The 20,398-nt window shown below is 41.8% G+C and carries 19 protein-coding genes; 11 read left to right on the top strand and 8 right to left on the bottom strand.

What is annotated here, in order from left to right:
• Window positions 1–23 precede the first annotated feature (23 nt).
• The 4 genes from ACLS0A_RS04310 (at window position 24) to ACLS0A_RS04295 (ending at window position 4,541) form a co-directional block, all read left to right on the top strand.
• Complete coding sequence (locus ACLS0A_RS04310) at window positions 24–1,619, top strand: lactate permease LctP family transporter (RefSeq protein ID WP_103854979.1); 1,596 nt, start codon at window positions 24–26, stop codon at window positions 1,617–1,619.
• 75 nt (window positions 1,620–1,694) lie between these two features.
• A complete protein-coding gene (locus tag ACLS0A_RS04305) occupies window positions 1,695–2,426 on the top strand; it encodes a (Fe-S)-binding protein (protein ID WP_416082541.1) in 732 nt (243 codons plus the stop codon).
• Window position 2,427: 1 nt separating this feature from the next.
• Window positions 2,428–3,840, top strand: coding sequence for a LutB/LldF family L-lactate oxidation iron-sulfur protein (locus ACLS0A_RS04300; protein ID WP_416082540.1), 1,413 nt, complete (start codon window positions 2,428–2,430; stop codon window positions 3,838–3,840).
• The gene (locus ACLS0A_RS04295; RefSeq protein WP_423105263.1) at window positions 3,840–4,541 is read left to right on the top strand and encodes a LutC/YkgG family protein; all 702 of its coding nucleotides are present in this window, start codon (window positions 3,840–3,842) and stop codon (window positions 4,539–4,541) included. Before ACLS0A_RS04300 ends, ACLS0A_RS04295 begins: the two co-directional genes overlap by 1 nt.
• A 195-nt stretch (window positions 4,542–4,736) precedes the next feature.
• Here ACLS0A_RS04295 and typA read toward each other — a convergent pair whose 3' ends face one another.
• Entirely contained in the window at window positions 4,737–6,587 is a 1,851-nt protein-coding gene (gene typA / locus ACLS0A_RS04290; RefSeq protein WP_416082538.1) for a translational GTPase TypA, read from the bottom strand.
• Window positions 6,588–6,904: 317 nt separating this feature from the next.
• Here typA and glnA point away from each other — a divergent pair, with 317 nt between their 5' ends.
• Window positions 6,905–8,323 carry a glutamate--ammonia ligase gene (glnA, locus tag ACLS0A_RS04285; protein WP_416082537.1) on the top strand — a complete coding sequence of 473 codons (1,419 nt, stop codon included), beginning with the start codon at window positions 6,905–6,907 and terminating at the stop codon, window positions 8,321–8,323.
• 73 nt (window positions 8,324–8,396) lie between these two features.
• On the opposite strand, the gene ACLS0A_RS04280 is transcribed toward glnA, so the two are convergent.
• The 3 genes from ACLS0A_RS04280 to arsC all read right to left on the bottom strand — a co-directional run bounded on the left by ACLS0A_RS04280 (window position 8,397) and on the right by arsC (window position 9,404).
• On the bottom strand, window positions 8,397–8,690 hold the full coding sequence (locus ACLS0A_RS04280; protein WP_103853438.1) for a DUF5377 domain-containing protein: 294 nt from the start codon (window positions 8,688–8,690) through the stop codon (window positions 8,397–8,399).
• Window positions 8,662–8,973: an alternative ribosome-rescue factor A gene (locus tag ACLS0A_RS04275; protein ID WP_103853437.1), complete on the bottom strand. Its 312-nt coding sequence runs from the start codon at window positions 8,971–8,973 to the stop codon at window positions 8,662–8,664. The genes ACLS0A_RS04280 and ACLS0A_RS04275 overlap by 29 nt, the downstream gene beginning before the upstream one ends.
• A gap of 80 nt (window positions 8,974–9,053) precedes the next feature.
• Window positions 9,054–9,404: an arsenate reductase (glutaredoxin) gene (arsC, locus tag ACLS0A_RS04270; RefSeq protein WP_416082536.1), complete on the bottom strand. Its 351-nt coding sequence runs from the start codon at window positions 9,402–9,404 to the stop codon at window positions 9,054–9,056.
• Between the two features lie 73 nt (window positions 9,405–9,477).
• On the opposite strand from arsC, the gene ACLS0A_RS04265 reads away from it, so the two are divergent.
• The 5 genes from ACLS0A_RS04265 to artM all read left to right on the top strand — a co-directional run bounded on the left by ACLS0A_RS04265 (window position 9,478) and on the right by artM (window position 13,499).
• Window positions 9,478–10,545, top strand: coding sequence for an AI-2E family transporter (locus ACLS0A_RS04265; RefSeq protein ID WP_103853435.1), 1,068 nt, complete (start codon window positions 9,478–9,480; stop codon window positions 10,543–10,545).
• Between the two features lie 122 nt (window positions 10,546–10,667).
• A complete protein-coding gene (artP, locus tag ACLS0A_RS04260) occupies window positions 10,668–11,405 on the top strand; it encodes an arginine ABC transporter ATP-binding protein ArtP (protein ID WP_416082535.1) in 738 nt (245 codons plus the stop codon).
• Between the two features lie 11 nt (window positions 11,406–11,416).
• The gene (locus ACLS0A_RS04255; RefSeq protein WP_103853430.1) at window positions 11,417–12,139 is read left to right on the top strand and encodes a lysine/arginine/ornithine ABC transporter substrate-binding protein; all 723 of its coding nucleotides are present in this window, start codon (window positions 11,417–11,419) and stop codon (window positions 12,137–12,139) included.
• 5 nt (window positions 12,140–12,144) lie between these two features.
• Complete coding sequence (artQ, locus tag ACLS0A_RS04250; RefSeq protein WP_416082534.1) at window positions 12,145–12,816, top strand: arginine ABC transporter permease ArtQ; 672 nt, start codon at window positions 12,145–12,147, stop codon at window positions 12,814–12,816.
• On the top strand, window positions 12,816–13,499 hold the full coding sequence (artM, locus tag ACLS0A_RS04245) for an arginine ABC transporter permease ArtM (protein WP_103854706.1): 684 nt from the start codon (window positions 12,816–12,818) through the stop codon (window positions 13,497–13,499). Before artQ ends, artM begins: the two co-directional genes overlap by 1 nt.
• A 126-nt stretch (window positions 13,500–13,625) precedes the next feature.
• Here the strand turns inward: artM and era are convergent, their stop codons facing one another.
• Genes era through lepA form a run of 4 tightly spaced genes read right to left on the bottom strand, consistent with a single transcriptional unit; the run spans window position 13,626 to window position 18,088 of the window.
• The gene (gene era, locus ACLS0A_RS04240; protein ID WP_103854019.1) at window positions 13,626–14,549 is read right to left on the bottom strand and encodes a GTPase Era; all 924 of its coding nucleotides are present in this window, start codon (window positions 14,547–14,549) and stop codon (window positions 13,626–13,628) included.
• Window positions 14,546–15,232 (bottom strand): ribonuclease III, encoded by a 687-nt coding sequence (rnc, locus tag ACLS0A_RS04235; RefSeq protein ID WP_416082533.1) that lies wholly within the window; start codon window positions 15,230–15,232, stop codon window positions 14,546–14,548. Before rnc ends, era begins: the two co-directional genes overlap by 4 nt.
• Before the next feature lie 18 nt (window positions 15,233–15,250).
• On the bottom strand, window positions 15,251–16,282 hold the full coding sequence (gene lepB / locus ACLS0A_RS04230) for a signal peptidase I (protein WP_103854021.1): 1,032 nt from the start codon (window positions 16,280–16,282) through the stop codon (window positions 15,251–15,253).
• 9 nt (window positions 16,283–16,291) lie between these two features.
• A complete protein-coding gene (gene lepA, locus ACLS0A_RS04225) occupies window positions 16,292–18,088 on the bottom strand; it encodes a translation elongation factor 4 (protein ID WP_194751252.1) in 1,797 nt (598 codons plus the stop codon).
• Window positions 18,089–18,337: 249 nt separating this feature from the next.
• On the opposite strand from lepA, the gene ACLS0A_RS04220 reads away from it, so the two are divergent.
• The gene (locus ACLS0A_RS04220; RefSeq protein WP_416082532.1) at window positions 18,338–20,290 is read left to right on the top strand and encodes an LTA synthase family protein; all 1,953 of its coding nucleotides are present in this window, start codon (window positions 18,338–18,340) and stop codon (window positions 20,288–20,290) included.
• Window positions 20,291–20,398: the final 108 nt, after the last annotated feature.

Raw genomic sequence — 20,398 nt, 5'->3', positions numbered from 1 at the left:
TAATTATTGATGGAGTAGTTTGTATGGCTCTTTTTCTTAGTATTTTTCCTATTGTTTTATTAATTTATTTAATGGTAAAACGCAATGCGTTGCCATCTTATGTTGCATTGCCGTGGATTGCGGTAGTGGTCTTAATTATTCAATTTATTTTCTTTGGCACAGATATTGCTATCGTGAGCGCCAATGTAACAGCCGCATTGGTGGCGGTTCAAACACCAATTACGGTAATTTTCGGTGCGATTTTATTTAACCGTTTTTCTGAAATCTCAGGTGCAACGAATACGTTGCGTAAGTGGTTAGGTAATATTAATCCAAACCCTGTTGCACAAATTATGATTATCGGTTGGGCATTTGCCTTTATGATTGAGGGCGCAAGTGGCTTCGGGACACCAGCAGCGATTGCTGCGCCGATCTTAGTGGGCTTAGGCTTCCCACCATTAAAAGTGGCAATGCTTGCCTTAATTATGAACTCTGTACCCGTTTCCTTTGGGGCGGTAGGGACGCCAACTTGGTTTGGTTTTGGCCCATTAAATTTAACCGATAACCAAATTCTTGAAATCGGTTCAATGTCAGCGCTTATTCACTCTTTTGCTGCATTAATTATTCCATTAATGGCGTTACGTTTAATCGTAGGCTGGAGCGAAATTCGTAAAAACCTTGTGTTTATTTATATCAGTATTTTCGCTTGTGTTGTGCCTTATTTCTTATTAGCTCAAGTGAACTATGAATTCCCATCATTAGTGGGTGGTGCAATTGGTTTATTGGTGTCTGTGTTTGTAGCGAATAAAGGCATTGGTTTAGCCAAAGTAGAAAATAACCTTGATGATAATGCAGTAAGCACAGGGCAAGTAGTGAAAGCTTTATTGCCAACAGGTTTATTAATTGCGATTTTAATTGTGACACGTTTACAACAATTGCCATTCAAAGCAATGATGAACGATGCGACAACTTGGTTTAGCGTACAATTAGGTTCATTAGGTTTATTTGAAATTAGCCACGGTTTAATTTTCAGCTTAAAACAAATTTTCGGTACATCGGTGAATGCAAGCTATAAATTGCTTTATGTGCCAGCATTAATTCCATTTGTGGTAACGGTATTAATTTCAATCCCATTATTCGCATTATCGGCAAGCAAAACCAAAGATATTTTTATGGGCAGCTTAAGACAAACTCGCAACCCATTCTTAGCCCTTGTTGGTGCATTAATTATGGTGAACTTAATGCTTGTGGGCGGCGATAATTCAATGGTGAAAATCATCGGTAGAAGTTTTGCGGAAGCCACAGGCGAATATTGGACATTATTTGCGTCTTACTTAGGTGCGGTGGGTGCGTTCTTCTCTGGTTCAAACACCGTTTCTAACTTAACCTTTGGTAGTGTTCAGCTTTCCACTGCGGAAATTACTGGTCTTTCTGCAACCCTTGTTCTTGCCTTGCAATCTGTCGGCGGCGCAATGGGGAATATGGTGTGTATCAACAACATCGTTGCGGTAAGCTCGGTATTAAATATTGATAAACAAGAAGGCACAATCATTAAGAAAACCATCGTTCCAATGATCGTTTATGGTATTATTGCCGCACTTGTTGCACTCTTTATTATTCCACTTTTCTTTAACGTTTAGTGTGAATTATTACAAATCAGGCAGAGGTAACTTTGCCTGATTTCTCATTTCTATTTGATTATGTTGGAGTAATTTATGAACGTAAATTTTTACGTTACTTGTATCGCTGATGTGGTAAAAGCAGGCGTTGCAAAAAACACCGTATTATTACTAGAAAAGCTTGGCTGTAATATCGTTTTCCTTGAAAAACAGGGTTGCTGCGGTCAGCCTTCCCTTAACAGTGGTTATACCAAACAAGCCTTAGCTGGAATGAAAAACTTGGTAGAAACCTTTGAAGTCAATGATTATCCGATCGTTGCCCCTGCGGGTTCTTGTGTTTACGCGATTAAAACCTACCCTGAATATTTTAACCGTTTTAATGAGCCAGAATGGGCAGAGCGCGCGCAGAAAGTGGCCGATCGTTTTTATGATTTAACGGATTTTATCGTCAATAAATTAGGCGTAACCAATGTGGGCGCGACTTTAACAGGAAAAGCGGTATATCACCCATCTTGTAGCTTAAGCCGTAAATTAGGCATTGTGAACGAGCCTTTAACCTTATTACAAAATGTGAAAGGGCTAGAATTATTGCCAATTCACAACCAAAGCACTTGTTGTGGGTTTGGTGGAACATTCTCGGTAAAAATGGCGGAAATTTCTGGCGAAATGGTAACTGAAAAAGTGGAACATATCACGGAAGTTCACCCTGATTATTTAATCGGAGCTGATGTCAGTTGTTTGCTCAATATTGGTGGACGTTTAAGTCGTGAAGGCAAAAAAGTGAAAGTGATGCACATTGCCGAAGTATTAATGCAGGAGGGAAAATAAGATGTCATTAAAAACCAGCAATCTTGCATTTAAAAAACGTGTGGATAATGAAATTCACAACGACATTATGCGTAAAGCCATTGTAATGGCGCAAGAACGCATCGGCACAAATCGCCAAAAAATGGTGGACGAACTTGGTCATTGGGAAGAATGGCGTGATGAGGCGAAGCATATTCGTAACCACGTTTTAGCTAATCTTGATGCCTATTTATATCAATTAAGCGAAAATGTGACAGAAAATGGCGGAAAAGTGTATTTTGCCGAAACCGCAGAAGATGCCACCAATTATATTCGCCAAGTTGCTCTTGAGAAAAATGCCAAAAAAATCGTGAAATCCAAATCAATGGTAACCGAAGAAATTGGTATGAACGAAGTGCTGGAAGCCGAAGGTATCAAGGTGATTGAAACGGATTTAGGGGAATATATCCTACAAATTGCCGGGGATCGCCCTTCTCATATCGTGGTGCCAGCCATTCACAAAGATCGCCATCAAATTCGTAAAGATTTACACGAGAAATTAGGCTATGACGGCCCAGAAACGCCAGAAGCAATGACCTTGTTCATTCGTGAAAAAATTCGTCAAGATTTCTTAGAAGCAGACATCGGCGTGAGTGGGTGTAACTTTGCCGTGCCTGAAACAGGTAGCCTTTGCTTGGTTACCAACGAGGGAAACTTACGTCTTGCTACCACCGTGCCAAAAACGCACATTGCAGTAATGGGAATGGAGCGTATTGCACCCACTTTTGAAGAAGTGGACGTGTTAATCACAATGCTTGCCAGAAGTGCCGTAGGGGCAAAATTAACCGGTTATAACACTTGGCTCACTGGCCCACGTCTTGCGGGTGAAACGGACGGCCCTGAAGAATTCCATTTGGTTATCGTGGATAATGGACGTTCTAAAATTCTTGAAAGCGAATTTAAAGAAGTATTACGTTGTATCCGTTGTGGCGCGTGCTTAAATACTTGCCCAGCCTATCGTCAAATTGGTGGACACGGTTATGGCTCAATTTATCCCGGCCCAATCGGATCGGTAATTTCACCATTATTAGGCGGTTATGAAGACTTCAAAGAGTTACCGTATGCCTGCTCGTTATGTACTGCCTGTAACTCCGTTTGCCCAGTGAAAATTCCATTGGCACAGCTCATCTTAAAACACCGTGAGCATATTGCCCAAAGTGGTATGACGCCAACCGCAGAGCGTTTATCTATCTTTGGTTTCAACTTTGCCAACTCTCACCCAACCTTATGGAAAGTGGGTGTGAATGTGGGCGCGAAAGTGGCAAGCAAATTCATCAAAAATGGTAAAGCGCCGCTTGAATTTGGCGCATTGGCCGAATGGACAAAAGCGCGCGATCTGCCAAGTGCTGATGGCGAAAGTTTCCGTGAATGGTTTAACAAAAGAGAGGCAAAATAATGGACGCACAAAATAGAGAAAACTTCCTAAACAAACTTGCGGAACGAATGGGGCGTCCACGCCAGCTTGTGCCAGAGCCAATGCCTGCGCCGCTAAATGATTACGCCACAACGCGTTTAACCGATCTTGATCCGCAAGCCTTATGCCAAACCTTTATCGAATCGGCAAAAGCGATGATGGTTGATGTGATTGAAACCAATGAAGCAGAAGCCAAAAGTGCGGTGCTTTCTGCCTGTGAAAAATATGGCGGAGGGCCAATTATCCTTACTGGCGATGAACACTTAGAGCAACTTGGCATTACACAAGATGTACAAGCCAATTATGATGCGGATATTTGGTTACCACAAAATGGCGATGAAAACTTAAAACACGCAGAACAAGCTAATATCGGCATTAACTATGCAGAATATGGCTTGGCTGAATCAGGCGGTGTTGTGCTATTTTCGGGCAAAGACAAAGGCCGTTCAGTGAGCTTATTGCCAGAAAAATCCATTGTTGTGGTGCGTAAAAGCCTTGTTTTACCGCGTGTGGCACAACTTGCCAAAATTCTGCACGACAAAGCCGTGTTAGGGGAAAGAATGCCATCTTGCGTAAACATCATCTCAGGCCCAAGTTCCACTGCGGATATTGAGCTAGTTAAAGTGGTCGGTGTACACGGCCCGACAACCAAAGTGTATGTAGTGATTGACGATCTTGCTTAATCGCGAGTGATCGATGATAACAAGCCGAATGGATTTCCGTTCGGCTTTTTTGTTTAACCTGAGTTTGAGGTTTAGTAAAGATTGCTTTAGAAAAAATGGGGAAGAATAGCAGAGTTTGTAATAAGAAAAGTGCGGTGGAAATTTGCTAAAAATTTAACAAAAAACCACCGCACTTTTTATTAGTAATAATCAGAATTAATGCGTGCTTGTGCTAGTTGTTGTACGGCTAGCACGTTTGCGTTCCATTTCAGTGAGTAATTTCTTACGAATACGCACTGATGTTGGGGTAACTTCTACTAATTCGTCATCATCAATAAATTCAATGGCTTGCTCAAGAGAGAAGCGCACAGGCGTGGTTAGCGCGATAGCATCGTCTTTTCCTGAAGCACGCATATTGGTGAGTTTTTTCCCTTGTAAGCAGTTTACCGTCAAATCGTTTGAACGGCTGTGAATACCGATGATTTGTCCTTCATACACTTCCACACCGTGATCGATCATCAGCTTACCACGTTCTTGTAAGCCCCATAGCGCATAAGCGAGGGCTTTGCCCGTACCGTTAGAAATCAACACGCCGTTTTTGCGCTGACCAATTTCGCCTGGTTTTACATCGTCATAATGGCTGAATGTGGAGTAGAGTAAGCCTGTTCCTGACGTCATTGTCATAAATTCATTACGGAAACCGATTAAACCACGGCTTGGGATAATATATTCTAAACGGGTGCGTCCTTTGCCGTCTGGAATCATATCTTTCACTTCACCTTTGCGGATACCCAAGGCTTCCATTACCGCACCTTGATGTTGTTCTTCAATATCAATGGTTACTTGCTCGAATGGCTCTTGTTTGCGACCGTCTTCTTCTTTAAAGATAACTTTCGGGCGTGATACCGCAAGCTCATAGCCTTCACGGCGCATATTTTCGATTAATACAGAAAGGTGTAATTCACCACGTCCTGAAACGCGGAATTCATCTGGGTTTTGGGTTTCTTCCACGCGTAATGCCACGTTATGCACGAGTTCTTTGTTTAAGCGCTCTAAAATTTGGCGTGAGGTAACAAATTTCCCTTCTTTACCACAGAGTGGGGACGTATTTACGCAGAAGAACATGGTTACCGTTGGTTCATCAACACTTAAGGCCGGTAAGGCTTCTACATTGTTTACATCACAAATGGTGTCAGAAATATTGAGTTCGCCTAAACCGGTGATTGCCACAATATCACCCGCTTGTGCAAGATCTTCTTCATAGCGTTGTAAACCTAAATGGCCTAACACTTGGCCGATTTTGCCGTTGCGTGTTTTGCCTTCGCTATCAATAATAGTTACCGCTTGGTTTGGTTTTACTGTACCACGTTTGATACGACCAATCCCGATTACGCCTACATAGTTGCTGTAATCAAGTTGAGAAATTTGCATTTGGAATGGCGCATCAAGTTCCACTTTTGGAGGCTCAACGTGTTGTACAATGGCTTCAAATAATGGCGTCATATCTTGTGCCATATCTTCGTGTTCTAAGCCTGCCACACCATTTAACGCAGAAGCGTAAATAATAGGGAAGTCGAGCTGTTCGTCTGTTGCGCCAAGATTCACGAATAAATCGAACACTTGATCCACTACCCAATCAGGGCGTGCGCCTGGTCTGTCCACTTTGTTAATTACCACGATAGGTTTTAAGCCGTGGGCGAAGGCTTTTTGCGTTACGAAACGGGTTTGTGGCATTGGGCCGTCAAAGGCGTCCACCACTAACAATACGCTATCCACCATAGAAAGCACGCGTTCTACTTCACCACCAAAATCGGCGTGTCCTGGGGTATCTACAATATTTATACGGTAATCATTCCAGTTAATTGCGGTATTTTTTGCAAGAATGGTAATGCCACGTTCTTTCTCAAGATCATTGGAATCCATCACGCGTTCGTCCGCGTCTGCACGGCTTGCTTCAAGCGTGCCTGACTGCTGTAATAATTTATCAACAAGCGTGGTTTTTCCGTGGTCAACGTGAGCAATAATTGCGATGTTACGCAATTTGTTAATATCAATGGTATCTGTCATTTGAAAAGTCTTTTGTTATCAATAATGATGTTTGAATAATGTGCAATGTTGTTAGCAAGATTGCACGAAAAGGTTGCAGATTATACAACGTTTTGCCACGTTGAGCTATGAATAATTGGAAATAAGTGGATTTCTATCTTTTTTGGAGAGAATTTCACAAAGTGCGGTGTAAAAATTCCTGATTTTTTTACCGCACTTGAGTGAAATTAAAATCACGTTCGCCCCTTGAATTTTGCAGGTGATGTGATATTTTAGCCAGCGTGCATTAAGCACACAGCATCTCAACTCTAGCAATCATATTTATGAGGATTATCACTATGTCAAATGAAGCGGCCGTTGCCAATGTGTTTAAATTAATCGAAGAAAATGACATTAAGTTTGTTCTTCTTCGCTTTACCGATATTAAAGGAAAAGAGCACGGCGTATCCTTACCTGTTAACCTAATTGATGAAGATTTATTTGAAGACGGTAAAATGTTTGACGGTTCATCGGTGGAAGGCTGGAAAGCCATTAATAAAGCAGATATGTTGTTAATGCCAATCGCTGAAACCGCCGTAGTAGATCCTTTCGCACAAATCCCAACCTTATCCCTTCGTTGCAGTATTTATGAACCAACCACAATGCAAAGCTATGATCGCGATCCGCGTTCTATTGCGATCCGAGCAGAAAATTATATGCGCTCAACAGGCATTGCAGACGATGTGTTTTTCGGCCCAGAACCTGAGTTTTTCTTATTTGATGATGTTCGTTTTGGCTCGGCAATGAATGGCAATTCTTATGTGGTCGATGATATTGAAGGCGCGTGGAATACCAACAAAATTTATGAAGGCGGCAACAATGGTTATCGTCCACTTACCAAAGGCGGTTACTGTGCGGTTGCACCAAATGATACCGCGCACGATATTCGTTCAGAAATGTGCTTATTGCTAGAAGAAATGGGCTTGGTGATTGAAGCGCACCACCACGAAGTGGCCACCGCAGGACAAAATGAAATTGCCACCAAATTTAACTCGCTCACTTTAAAAGCGGACGAAACGCAAATTTATAAATATGTAGTGCAAAATGTGGCGGCAGAACACGGTAAAACCGCCTGCTTTATGCCAAAGCCAATCATTGGCGATAACGGCTCAGGAATGCACTGTAATATGTCCTTAAGCAAAGACGGCAAAAATATTTTCCAAGGGGATAAATACGCAGGGCTTTCTGAAACCGCACTTTACTACATTGGCGGGATCATCAAACACGCTAAAGCCTTGAATGCCTTTACTAACCCTTCAACTAACTCATACAAACGCTTAGTACCAGGTTTTGAAGCGCCTGTATTATTAGCTTACTCAGCAAGCAACCGCTCTGCGTCAATCCGTATTCCAGCGGTAACTAGCCCGAAAGCGATTCGTATTGAAGCGCGTTTCCCTGATCCAATGGCAAACCCATATTTAGCTTTCTCGGCATTATTAATGGCTGGCTTAGATGGCATTGTAAACAAAATTCACCCAGGCGATGCAATGGATAAAAACCTGTATGATTTACCGCCAGAGGAATTAAAAGAAATTCCAGCCGTAGCAGGATCATTGGAAGAAGCATTAAACGCATTGGAAAAAGATTATGAATTCTTAACCCAAGGCGGCGTGTTCAGCAAAGATTTCGTTGATGCCTTTATTGCGATTAAGCGTAAAGAAGTGGAACGCTTAAATATGACGCCACACCCAGTGGAATTTGAAATGTATTATGCGTAAAAGCAAATAGTGCTTAACAGTAAATAAAAAAAGAGCGGTTGAAAAATCGCTCTTTTTTTAGTTATCAATCAGATTAAGCTTTCACCCCTAAATTCCCAATTTTTACGCCTAAAAATCCTAATGCCACAGGATCAAGATATTCGCCTAAAAATTTGAATAATTCGGTTAAATCAGTAAAAGTGCGGTTGATTTTTACTTGATCTTCCACTTTGCGGGTGAATTCATAGGTGATCTTTTCCCCGTCAATATGGGCATCAAGCGTGATATAAATTTTCTCAAAAAAATGACTGTGCGCGCCTTCCTCACCGGGATCGCTAATTCGTACGTTCCATTCGTTGCTAAATAAACATTCTGTTCTGATTGACATAATGACTTCCTCTATTTGCTATTTTTGTTAAGAAAAACCCGATTATAAAATCTCTGTTGCCAAAAACTTGATAATCGGGCTTTTCAAAATATTTCCCTTGATGTTTCGCTTTTCGCTGATAACTGCCTTTGCCTTTTCGTTTCTTTTCAATGCGTTGGCGAAATAATTTGTCAGATAATAATGCCTGAATGGCGTTATCTCGGATTGTCCCTTTATTATGCTGATAGGTGGTGCAACCTTGCACGTCAGCAACGGGCGCAAAAGATTTTTTCTTTTTCATCATTGCCTCTCAATAAATAAAATGGGTAAAAATAATGCCCGCTCAATGATTATGGCGGAGCGGGCGTTATTATAGCGAAGAAATTATAAAATTGCTAAAACACTTTCTGGCGGACGGCCAATTTTGGCTTTTTCGCCGTTCACCACAATAGGACGCTCAAGCAAAGCAGAATGCTGTGAAATAGCTTTGAGCAACTGTTCTTCGGTGAGATCAGGATTATCAAGCTGCAAAGTGCGGTATAAATCGTCCTTAGTTCTCATCATTTCTCGCACGCTGTTAAGCTGTAACTTTTGCGCAAGCTGTTGTAAGAACTCAACGGAATATTGCTTTTCTAAATAAAGCTCGATCTCTGGCTCAATCCCCTGCTGTTGCAATAAGGCAAGGGTTTCGCGGCTTTTGGAACAACGTGGGTTGTGATAAATTTTAACAGTCATAGAAAATTCCTTATATTAAATCAGTCTCATTTTACCTTATAATCAGCACAAATTCTCGCCGAAAGGAGCTTTTATGTTAGAAATGTTGAAAAATTGGTATAAGCGCCGATTTAGTGATCCGCAGGCAATGGCATTACTCGCCATTTTGCTGTTTGGCTTTATCGCCATTTATTTTTTCAGTGATTTACTTGCGCCGTTATTGGTGGCCATCGTACTGGCTTATTTGCTGGAAATGCCAATCCGCGTGTTAAATGAAAAACTCAAATTCCCCCGCTTACTAGCCACCATTTTAGTGCTTGGCGGCTTTATTAGTATTGTGCTGATTATCGCGCTGGTACTCATTCCGACACTGGTTAATCAAACTATTAACTTGTTTAGCGAATTGCCACATATGTTTAATTCGCTCAATGATTGGCTACTTTCCTTGCCCGAGCATTACCCTGAAGTGGTGGATTACCAAATGATCGACAGCTTCTTCACCAGCGTGAAAAGCAAAATTTTAGGCTTTGGTGAATCAGCGCTCAAACTTTCAATTTCGTCCATTATCAGCCTTGTAAGCCTAGGTATTTACGCTTTCCTTGTGCCATTAATGGTATTTTTCTTATTGAAAGATAAACAAGAATTACTCACTTACATCAGCGGATTTCTGCCACGCAACCGCAAACTGGCTGATAAAGTATGGCAAGAAATGCAAAAACAAATCGCCAATTATATTCGCGGCAAAATTATTGAAATTTTGGTGGTTGGGGTGATTACTTATGCAATCTTCCTCTTTTTCGATCTGCGCTATGCCTTGTTGCTCGCCGTTGCCGTGGGGCTATCCGTGCTAGTGCCTTATGTGGGGGCGGTGTTAGTCAGCATTCCCGTGGCGTTAGTGGCAATGTCGCAATTCGGCATTACACCGACTTTCTGGTCATTAATCGCCGCATATGTGATAAGTCAAATTTTAGACGGAAACTTGCTTGTGCCATTTTTATTCTCTGAAGCGGTAAACCTTAATCCGCTGACCATTATTGTCGCCGTGCTGATTTTCGGTGGATTATGGGGCTTCTGGGGCGTATTCTTTGCGATCCCGCTTGCAACCTTAGTTAAAGCCGTTGTGCATTCTTGGCCTTCCGATGAAAGTGCGGGACAAAATTAAGGGATTTTATCTCAAAAGCGCCCATACAAAAGTGCGGTGAAAATTTTTTGACTTTTTATTTGCATAGTTATGCAAAAAACATTAATATTATTTCAACTTTAAATTTAGAGCTAACAACAAAAATGACCATTAGTGTAAAAAATCTCAATTTTTTCTACGGTTCATCGCAAGCCCTGTTTGACATTAACTTAACGGCGGAAGATGGCGATACCGTGGTTTTATTAGGGCCAAGTGGTGCAGGAAAAAGTACGCTAATTCGCACCTTAAACTTATTAGAAGTGCCAAAGTCTGGTGAATTGGTGATTGCCAACAATAAATTTGATCTTTCTGCGGCAACGGCAAATCCAAAACAAATGCGTCAATTACGCCAAGATGTGGGAATGGTATTCCAGCAATACAATCTATGGCCGCATTTAACGGTTATTGAAAATTTAATCGAAGCGCCCGTAAAGGTGCTTGGACTAGATAAAGAAACGGCGAAAAAACAAGCCCTTGAATTGCTTGCCCGTTTACGTTTAGAAGAATTTGCTGATCGCTTTCCATTGCATCTTTCTGGTGGACAGCAGCAGCGTGTGGCGATTGCGAGAGCATTAATGATGAAACCGCAAGTTTTATTATTTGATGAACCAACCGCCGCGCTCGATCCTGAAATTACGGCACAAGTGGTGTCCATTATTCAGGAATTACAAGAAACAGGCATTACCCAAGTGATTGTTACCCACGAGGTTTCTGTGGCACAGAAAGTGGCTACTAAAGTGGTATATATGGAAAAAGGCCATATTATTGAAATGGGCGATGCAAGCTGTTTTGCTCAGCCTAAAACGGAACAATTTAAACAATATTTATCTCATTCACATTAAGGAATTACACAATGAAAAAATTACTTTTAGCAACCCTTTTAGCAAGTTCAGCGGCAATGGCGCAAGCACAAGATATTACTTTTGCAATGGAACCAAGCTATCCGCCATTTGAATTAACCAATGAAAAAGGTGAAATCGTTGGTTTTGATGTGGATATTGCCAACGCAATTTGTAAAGAAATCGAAGCCACTTGTCATTTCAAAAGCCAAGCTTTTGACGCGTTAATTCCAAGCTTAATTAAAGGCCGTGGGTTTGATGCCGCAATTTCTGCTATTGATATTACCGAAGCGCGCGCAAAACAAGTGGCATTCAGCCAACCTTACTACGAAAGCTCAGCAAGTTTCATCGCAGTAAAAGGCAAAGCAGATTTAGCTACGGCGAAAACCGTGGGCGTGCAAAATGGGACAACTTACCAACAATATGCTAACGCAGAAGCCAAACAATACACGGCAAAATCTTACGCAAGCCTGCAAGATGCCATTCTTGACTTAAAAAATGGGCGTATTGATTTGATCTTCGGTGATACTGACGTATTGCGTGATATGTTCGAGAAAAACCCTGAATTAACTTTCGTGGGCGAGCGTGTTACGGATAAACGTTACTTCAACAACGGTTTAGGTATCGCGGTAAATAAATCTAACACTGCTTTAGTTGAAAGCCTAAACAAAGGTATCGAAGCCATTAAAGCAAACGGCGAATATCAAAAAATTTACGACAAATGGATGACTAAATAATCGCTATGTTTGTGGATTATCTTCCTTTAATGTACACCGCAACCCTAATGACCTTAAGGTTAGCGGTGTGTTCCTTATTATTAGGACTCATTTTATCGCTCATTTTTGTTAGCCTAGAAATGAGCAAATGGCAATGTGTGCGTAAACCGAGCGCCGTTGTCATCACCCTTTTGCGTGGCTTGCCTGAAATTTTGGTGGTTTTCTTAATTTATTTCGGCATTCCTGAAGTATTGGAATTAATCACCGGAAAATATTTGGAGCTTAGCCCATTCTTTTGTGGGGTGTTGGCGTTATCCATTATTTTTGCCGCCTATGCTTCGCAATCTTTACGCGGCGCAATTCAAGCTATTCCGCTTGGTCAATGGGAATCAGGTGCGGCTCTTGGTTTAAGCCGTAGCTACACCTTTTTGCATATCATTATGCCGCAAGTTTGGCGACACGCCTTACCGGGCTTGAGCAATCAATGGTTAGTGCTATTAAAAGATACCGCCCTCGTTTCATTGATTGGGGTACACGATTTAATGCGTCAAGCAGAATTAATTAACACCAGAACCCACGAACCTTTCACTTGGTATGGCTTCGCCGCATTGATGTATTTAGTGATTACGCTTATCAGCCAAGCGCTAATTCGTAAGCTCGAATGGCGTTTTACCCGCTTTGAAAGAGGAGTGGAATAATGATTCACGATTATTTCATCACCATCGCACAGGGGATTCCAACAAGTCTATTGCTTACGGTTTCGGCGCTCTTTTTTGCGTTTATTTTGGCCATTGCTTTAACCTTTATTCTTGCGATGGAAAATAAACTGCTAAAAAGTGCGGTGAATATTTTCCTAACTTTATTCACTGGCACGCCACTATTAGTGCAATTTTTCTTAATTTATTACGGCCCAGGACAATTCCAATGGATCGTAGAAAGCCCCGCGTGGGCGTTATTGTCTAATGCGTGGTTTTGCGCAATGCTCACCCTTGCGCTAAACAGTGCGGCTTATTCCACACAATTATTTTACGGCGCAGTGAAAGCGATCTCAAAAGGACAATGGGAAAGTTGTGCAGCGCTTGGATTAAGCCGTTGGCAAACGCTGAAAATCTTAATTCCTTATGCTTTAAAACGTGCCTTACCGTCTTACAGCAATGAAATTATTTTGGTATTTAAAGGCACATCGCTTGCTTCAACCATTACCATTTTAGATATTATGGGCTATGCAAGACAGCTTTACGGCACAGAATATGACGCTCTCACCATTTACGGCATCGCAGGTGTCATCTACCTTGCCATTACAGGCATCGCCACATTATTACTACGCAAACTAGAAAATAGAGTGTTGGTGTTTGAAAGATTGGAAGTGGAGCGTTCTTAAAACTAATGGTAGTTATTATGAAATAATAAGGGGGGAAAGTTTCCCCCTTTATTTTTATATAAAATGTAATTAAATGTTGAAAAGGAAAGGAGTATAAAACCGAGTACAAGTTTAATCGTTTTGAGTTTATTCTTCCATATACCCCAAGCTGCGCAAGGCACGTTCGTCATCTGCCCAGCCTGATTTCACTTTCACCCAAAGTTCTAAATGGACTTTGTTATCAAAGAGGCGTTCCATATCCGCACGAGCTTCTGTACCGATGACTTTAATTTTTTGCCCTTTATTGCCGATAACCATTTTTTTCTGGCCATCGCGTTCAACCAGAATTAGCGCGTTGATTTCATAAGTGCCACGTTCATTCGTTTTGAATTGTTCGATTTCAACAGTTACGGAATAAGGCAGCTCTTCGCCCATAAAACGCATTAATTTTTCACGAATTATTTCAGATGCCATAAAGCGTTGTGAACGGTCGGTAACGTAATCTTCAGGGAAATGATGTACGCCCTCGCGCAAGGATTCACGCACAATTTTTTCCAATTCTTGCACGTTGTTGCCACGTTGTGCCGAAATAGGAATAATGGCTTTAAAATCAAATTTTTGGCTGATTTCGGTAATAAATGGCAGCAAATCCTCTTTATCTTTGATATTGTCGATTTTGTTTATCGCCAACACCACAGGCGCTTTAGCACGGCGCAGTTTATTTAGCACCATCTCATCATCGGCATTCCAATGCGTGCCGTCCACCACGAAAATAATTAAATCCACATCACCAATGGCACTGCTTGCTGCGCGGTTCATTAAGCGGTTAATGGCGCGTTTTTCTTCAATATGCAGCCCTGGGGTGTCCACATAAATGGCTTGATAAGGGCCGTCTGTTTGAATGCCCAAAATGCGGTGGCGAGTCGTTTGTGCTTTTCTTGATGTAATGGAAATTTTTTGCCCTAAGATTTTGTTTAATAAGGTCGATTTACCTACATTTGGACGACCTACAATGGCAATAAATCCACAGTAGGTTGGCTGTTCTTGGTGATGTTCTGTCGTTTGTGTCATTTTATATCCAATATTTTTAAAATTTGTTCTGCGGCGGCTTGTTCCGCTTTACGGCGGCTTGAACCTACGCCAATAAAAGTGCGGTCAATTTTTTTGATTTTTTCCACACGACATTCTACGGTAAAGGTCTGGTTATGCGCTTCCCCTTTAATATCAATTACCTTGTAGCTCGGCAAAGGGAAATGGGACGCTTGCAAATATTCCTGCAAGCGAGTTTTCGGGTCTTTTTGATTTTCCCCCGGTTTGATATTTTTCAACAGATCTTGATACCAGTTACGCGTAATTTGCGTACTCGTTGGCAGATCTTGATCAAGCGAAATTGCCCCAATAATGGCTTCCACGCAATCAGCTAAAATAGATTCGCGGCGAAAGCCACCGCTCTTTAATTCGCCCGGCCCAAGCAGCATATATTCGCCTAGCTCAAATTCTCGCGCCAGTTGGGCAAGGGTGGGTTCGCGCACAAGGGTGGCTCGCATACGGCTGAGCTCCCCCTCGTTGCATTTTGGAAATTGCTGATACAAGGCATCTGCAATGGTGTAGTTTAAAATCGCATCGCCTAAAAATTCCAAGCGTTCATTGTGATTTTTCGCCGCACTTCGATGGGTCAGTGCTTGCTTAAGCCAATTAATATCTTGGAATTGATAGCCAATTTTACGCTGTAAGCGTTCTAAGTTTTTTGTCATTATTCTGATTATTCGATTTTATTCAATTTTGCTAAACATTCTTTCAAAGCGCAGACCGGTTGGCCATTCGCCTTGTTTTTTATCAAGGCTGAGCCAAATATATTTCGCTTTGCCGACAATATTTTTCTCTGGCACAAAGCCCCAAAAACGGCTGTCTGCGCTGTGATTACGGTTATCCCCCATAACAAAATATTCCCCTTCAGGCACAACCCATTCGGTGATGTAATTTTGCTGGTTGCGATAACCTTGATACAAGTAAGTGGCATTCGGTGGTTGTGGATCCCAATGAATTTGGTGGGTTACATCGCCTGTTTCAGTTACTTTTAACGGGTGAACATTGCTATATACCGGCTTACCTTGGCGATCTTGCCCGATGATAATGTTGAAATCCGCATCAGGTTGCGGTTCGCTATAAGTAAACGCTTTAGTTACGCAATTTTCCGTACATTCTTTGCCGTCTTTGCCATAAGTAATCGTAATGTGGCGATCCGCTTCGTTATATTCAATGCGATCCCCCGGAATGCCGATAATGCGTTTAATGTAATCCACATTTGGCTCAGGCGGGGCTTTAAAGACGATAATATCGCCACGTTGCGGTTTGCCTGTTTCAATTAAGGTGTTTTGGAAAACGGGATCTTTAATGCCGTAAGCATATTTTTCTACCAGTAAGAAATCGCCCACACGCAAGGTCGGTTCCATTGAGCCAGACGGAATCTGGAATGGCTCAAATAAGAAAGAACGCAAAATCAAAACAAAAGCAAGCACAGGAAAAAGTGAAGCTAAAAACTCACCGCTCTCTGAAATGGGTTCAATTTTGGCTTTTTCTTCTTCGCTTAACGATTTTCCGCTACGCTGTTCAACACGCTGAATTTGGCGCTCACGTCTAGGCTGCAGTGCAAAACGATAATAAGCCCAAAGCGCGCCACAAAGTGCGGTTAATAAAATCAATAAAATGGTGAAGGTATTTGGCAAGCCTAAATGCTCCAACCATTTCCATATTCCATAACCTGCGGCAATTAATAGAATAAAAAATATGTTTGATTTTGACATAAGCTTTCCTTATTTGTCTTTGCCAACGTGTAAGATGGCTAAAAACGCTTCTTGTGGCACTTCAACGTTACCTAAAGATTTCATTCGTTTTTTACCCTCTTTTTGTTTCTGTAACAGTTTTTTCTTACGGCTCACATCCCCACCGTAACATTTCGCCAATACGTTTTTGCGTAACTGTTTCACCGTTGAACGTGCGATAATATGGTTACCAATGGCCGCTTGGATCGCAATATCAAATTGCTGACGTGGAATCAGCTCACGCATTTTTTCCACCAATTCACGTCCGCGATATGGGGCGTTATCTTTGTGTACAATCAAAGCAAGGGCATCAACCCGCTCACCGTTAATCATAATATCTACGCGAACCATATCTGCCGCTTGGAAACGTTTAAAACCGTAATCCAATGAAGCATAACCGCGCGAAGTGGATTTCAAACGATCGAAGAAATCGAGTACCACTTCCCCCATTGGAATTTCATAAGTCAGCGCGACTTGGTTGCCGTGATATACCATATTGGTCTGCACACCACGTTTTTCAACGCACAGGGTGATCACGTTACCCAAATAAGTTTGCGGCAACAGCATATTACATTCTGCAATCGGCTCACGAATTTCGCTAATATTATTCAGCGGTGGCAATTTTGATGGGCTATCTACATAGATCACTTCACCGTTAGTTTGCAACACTTCATAGACTACGGTTGGCGCGGTGGTGATTAAATCAAGATTATATTCACGTTCTAAACGCTCTTGAATAATCTCCATATGCAATAAGCCTAAGAAGCCGCAACGGAAACCAAAACCAAGTGCGGTGGAATTTTCTGGCTCATAGAATAAAGACGCATCGTTTAAGCTTAATTTACCTAGCGCATCGCGGAAAGCTTCATAATCGTCAGAACTAATTGGGAATAAACCTGCATAAACCTGTGGTTTTACTTTCTTAAAACCTGGTAACGCGGTGCTTGCAGGATTATTATGTAGGGTTAAGGTATCCCCTACTGGTGCGCCTAAAATATCTTTAATGGCACATACCACCCAGCCCACTTCGCCGCAGTTTAACACTTGGGTATCCACTTGTTTCGGGGTGAAAATCCCTAAGCGATCCACGTTGTAAGATTGCCCAGTGGACATCACTTTGATTTTATCGCCTTTGCGTAGCGTACCGTTTTTAATACGCACGAGAGAAACCACGCCAAGATAGTTATCGAACCAAGAGTCAATAATCAAGGCTTGCAATGGAGCATCAGGATCGCCCTCAGGTGCGGGGATTTTTTTCACAATTTCTTCTAGCACATCTTCAATGCCCACGCCCGTTTTAGCAGAGCAACGCACTGCGTCAATGGCATCAATGCCGACAATGTCCTCAATTTCTTCCGCAACACGCTCAGGTTCAGCAGCAGGTAAATCAATTTTATTCAGAATCGGAACGACTTCTAAATCCATTTCAATGGCGGTATAACAGTTTGCCAAGGTTTGCGCTTCAACCCCCTGCCCTGCATCTACCACAAGCAACGCGCCCTCACAAGCAGCAAGGGAACGTGAAACTTCATAAGAAAAATCCACGTGTCCTGGGGTGTCGATAAAATTCAGCTGATAGGTTTCACCGTCTTTCGCTTTATAATTGAGCGTTACGCTTTGCGCTTTAATGGTGATCCCACGCTCACGCTCTAAATCCATTGAATCCAAAACCTGTTCCGCCATTTCACGGTCAGACAGCCCACCACAGGTTTGAATTAAACGATCGGAAAGGGTTGATTTCCCGTGGTCAATATGCGCAATGATTGAAAAGTTACGAATGTTCTTCATATTTTATAAATAAACTAAACTCTAAAATTTGACAAAATTTAACTGGGCGATTGTACCTGAATATGCGTTGCTATGCTATATGAAAGGGAAAGTATTTCTGTGTTTGGAAGATTGAGTGAAGAAAACATTAATGCTTTTGTGCGTTTGAATTTATTTTTTTGTTTTAAATAAACAAAGCAAGAAATTACAAGAACTTTTATCATTCTTATTGCTCTAACAAGCACAAACTTTTTCTTTTTTAGGAATATTATGAACTGCCTTAAAAAACGACTTGGTGCATTTTCCCCTATTTTTATTTTTTTCTGTATTAATCTCATTATTTTATCTATTAGCCGATTGTTACTTGGCATTTGGCAGGCTGATCGCATTTCAGCCGTTGATGGCTGGTTTCCACTATTCTTACAAGGCATCAGGATTGATATAGCAAGCCTATGTTGGTTATTCGCTTTGCCCATTTTGCTCACTTGCTTTCTGGCCGGTAATGGATCAGTTGGACGGCTGGTAAATGGCTTTGTGCGCGTATGGCTCGTGTTAAGTAGTGTGTTTATTATTTTTATGGAAATTGCCACACCTGCTTTTATCGAAACCTATGATTTCCGCCCAAACCGTTTGTTTGTGGAATATTTAGTCAATCCGAAAGAAGTGTTTACTATGCTCGCAAACGGCCATTTTCTGGCGTTAATTTTAACCCCAATTTTGACCGCACTTTTTGCTTATGGCTTCTGGCGACTGTCCGCTAATTTATGGAAAAATGTGCTTTATCCAAAATGGTATTGGCGGCCCGTGGTGTTCTTACTTGTCGGCGCACTTACCTTTATTGGCGCGAGATCAAGTTTTCAGCATCGCGGTATTAACCCAGCAATGGTGGCATTTTCTTCCGATCCCTTAGTGAATTCTTTGGTATTAAATTCCAGCTATTCCGTAATGTTTGCCATTCAGCAAATGAAAGACGAAGATCGCTCTTCCGAAATTTACGGCAAAATGCCGCTAGACGAAGTAGTCGCTACGTTGAAACAAGTGAGAAACCGCCCCGAAAGCGATTATATTTCTGACAGCTTGCCAACAATGACGAAAAATGTGGCGAGCTATCAAGGCAAGCCAAAAAATTTAGTGATTATTTTGGAAGAAAGCCTTGGCGCGCAATTTGTCCAAACCCTAGGTGGCAAGCCGCTTTCCCCTTATTTTGATGAGTTGGCAAAAGAAGGCTGGCTGTTTGAGAATCTTTATGCCACAGGTACACGTTCTGTACGCGGTATTGAAGCTATAACGGCAGGTTTTCCTCCAACTCCAGCCCGTTCGGTAGTGAAATTATCGGGTTCGCAAAATAATTTCTTCACCATTGCTGATTTTTTAAAGCAACAAGGCTATCAAACTTCGTTTATCTATGGCGGAGAAAAGCACTTCGACAATATGGCGAGTTTTTTCTATGGCAATGGTTTTGAAACCATTATTGATGAAAAAGATTATAAAAATCCACGCTTTACCGCCACTTGGGGTGTGAGCGATGAGGATCTTTTCGCCAAAGCCAATGAACAATTTAGCCAATGGCAAACAAGTGGAAAACCATTCTTTAGTCTAGTGTTTACTTCTAGCAATCACGATCCGTTTGAGTTTCCTGATGGCAAAATTGAACTTTATGAACAGCCTAAGCAAACTCGTAACAATGCTGCGAAATACGCCGATTATGCCTTGGGGTATTTTTTCCAATTAGCGAAAAAATCCAATTACTGGCAAGATACCGTGTTTTTAGTGATTGCCGATCACGATTCGCGCGTGAATGGTAGCACCTTAGTGCCAATCAAGCATTTCCATATTCCAGCTCTGATTTTAGGGGAAGGGATTGCACCACGCCGTGATAATCGTTTAGTGAGCCAAATTGATATGCCGACTACCTTGCTTTCGTTGATCGGAGCAAGTGGCAATTATCCAATGCTCGGTTATGATTTAACCCAGCCACAAGATCCAAACCGTGCATTAATGCAATTTGACCGCACAATGGCTTATCGCAAAGGGGACGATGTCGCGATTTTACAGCAAAATCAACCTGTACAAGGCTTCCGTTATGATACGCAAGCAGGAAAGCTTATTCCAGCGGAGATTCCCGAAGCAATTAAAAAAGAAGCCTTAGCTTACGCCCTGTGGGGTAGCTATGCTTATAAGCAAAAGCTGTATCGCACGATGCCAGCTACAAAATCGAAATAAAACAAAGTGCGGTGCTTTTTGACGGAATTTTTTCTTTCAATATAAGAAAATCTTCCCTGCCCCTTGCTCAGTGGTTAAGTTTTGATATGATAGCCCGACTATTTTTTC

The sequence above is a fragment of the Avibacterium volantium genome (genome assembly GCF_049366555.1).
Taxonomy (GTDB): Bacteria; Pseudomonadota; Gammaproteobacteria; order Enterobacterales; family Pasteurellaceae; genus Avibacterium; species Avibacterium volantium_A.
This window is presented reverse-complemented; position numbering and strand designations above follow the sequence as displayed.

Excerpts from the sequence above, each read along its gene's own strand:
- ACLS0A_RS04310 (WP_103854979.1), top strand. The coding sequence starts at position 24 with ATGGCTCTTTTTCTTAGTATTTTTCCTATTGTTTTATTAATTTATTTA.
- ACLS0A_RS04305 (WP_416082541.1), top strand. The coding sequence starts at position 1,695 with ATGAACGTAAATTTTTACGTTACTTGTATCGCTGATGTGGTAAAAGCA.
- ACLS0A_RS04300 (WP_416082540.1), top strand. The coding sequence starts at position 2,428 with ATGTCATTAAAAACCAGCAATCTTGCATTTAAAAAACGTGTGGATAAT.
- ACLS0A_RS04295 (WP_423105263.1), top strand. The coding sequence starts at position 3,840 with ATGGACGCACAAAATAGAGAAAACTTCCTAAACAAACTTGCGGAACGA.
- typA (WP_416082538.1), bottom strand. The coding sequence starts at position 6,587 with ATGACAGATACCATTGATATTAACAAATTGCGTAACATCGCAATTATT.
- glnA (WP_416082537.1), top strand. The coding sequence starts at position 6,905 with ATGTCAAATGAAGCGGCCGTTGCCAATGTGTTTAAATTAATCGAAGAA.
- ACLS0A_RS04280 (WP_103853438.1), bottom strand. The coding sequence starts at position 8,690 with ATGTCAATCAGAACAGAATGTTTATTTAGCAACGAATGGAACGTACGA.
- ACLS0A_RS04275 (WP_103853437.1), bottom strand. The coding sequence starts at position 8,973 with ATGATGAAAAAGAAAAAATCTTTTGCGCCCGTTGCTGACGTGCAAGGT.
- arsC (WP_416082536.1), bottom strand. The coding sequence starts at position 9,404 with ATGACTGTTAAAATTTATCACAACCCACGTTGTTCCAAAAGCCGCGAA.
- ACLS0A_RS04265 (WP_103853435.1), top strand. The coding sequence starts at position 9,478 with ATGTTAGAAATGTTGAAAAATTGGTATAAGCGCCGATTTAGTGATCCG.
- artP (WP_416082535.1), top strand. The coding sequence starts at position 10,668 with ATGACCATTAGTGTAAAAAATCTCAATTTTTTCTACGGTTCATCGCAA.
- ACLS0A_RS04255 (WP_103853430.1), top strand. The coding sequence starts at position 11,417 with ATGAAAAAATTACTTTTAGCAACCCTTTTAGCAAGTTCAGCGGCAATG.
- artQ (WP_416082534.1), top strand. The coding sequence starts at position 12,145 with ATGTTTGTGGATTATCTTCCTTTAATGTACACCGCAACCCTAATGACC.
- artM (WP_103854706.1), top strand. The coding sequence starts at position 12,816 with ATGATTCACGATTATTTCATCACCATCGCACAGGGGATTCCAACAAGT.
- era (WP_103854019.1), bottom strand. The coding sequence starts at position 14,549 with ATGACACAAACGACAGAACATCACCAAGAACAGCCAACCTACTGTGGA.
- rnc (WP_416082533.1), bottom strand. The coding sequence starts at position 15,232 with ATGACAAAAAACTTAGAACGCTTACAGCGTAAAATTGGCTATCAATTC.
- lepB (WP_103854021.1), bottom strand. The coding sequence starts at position 16,282 with ATGTCAAAATCAAACATATTTTTTATTCTATTAATTGCCGCAGGTTAT.
- lepA (WP_194751252.1), bottom strand. The coding sequence starts at position 18,088 with ATGAAGAACATTCGTAACTTTTCAATCATTGCGCATATTGACCACGGG.
- ACLS0A_RS04220 (WP_416082532.1), top strand. The coding sequence starts at position 18,338 with ATGAACTGCCTTAAAAAACGACTTGGTGCATTTTCCCCTATTTTTATT.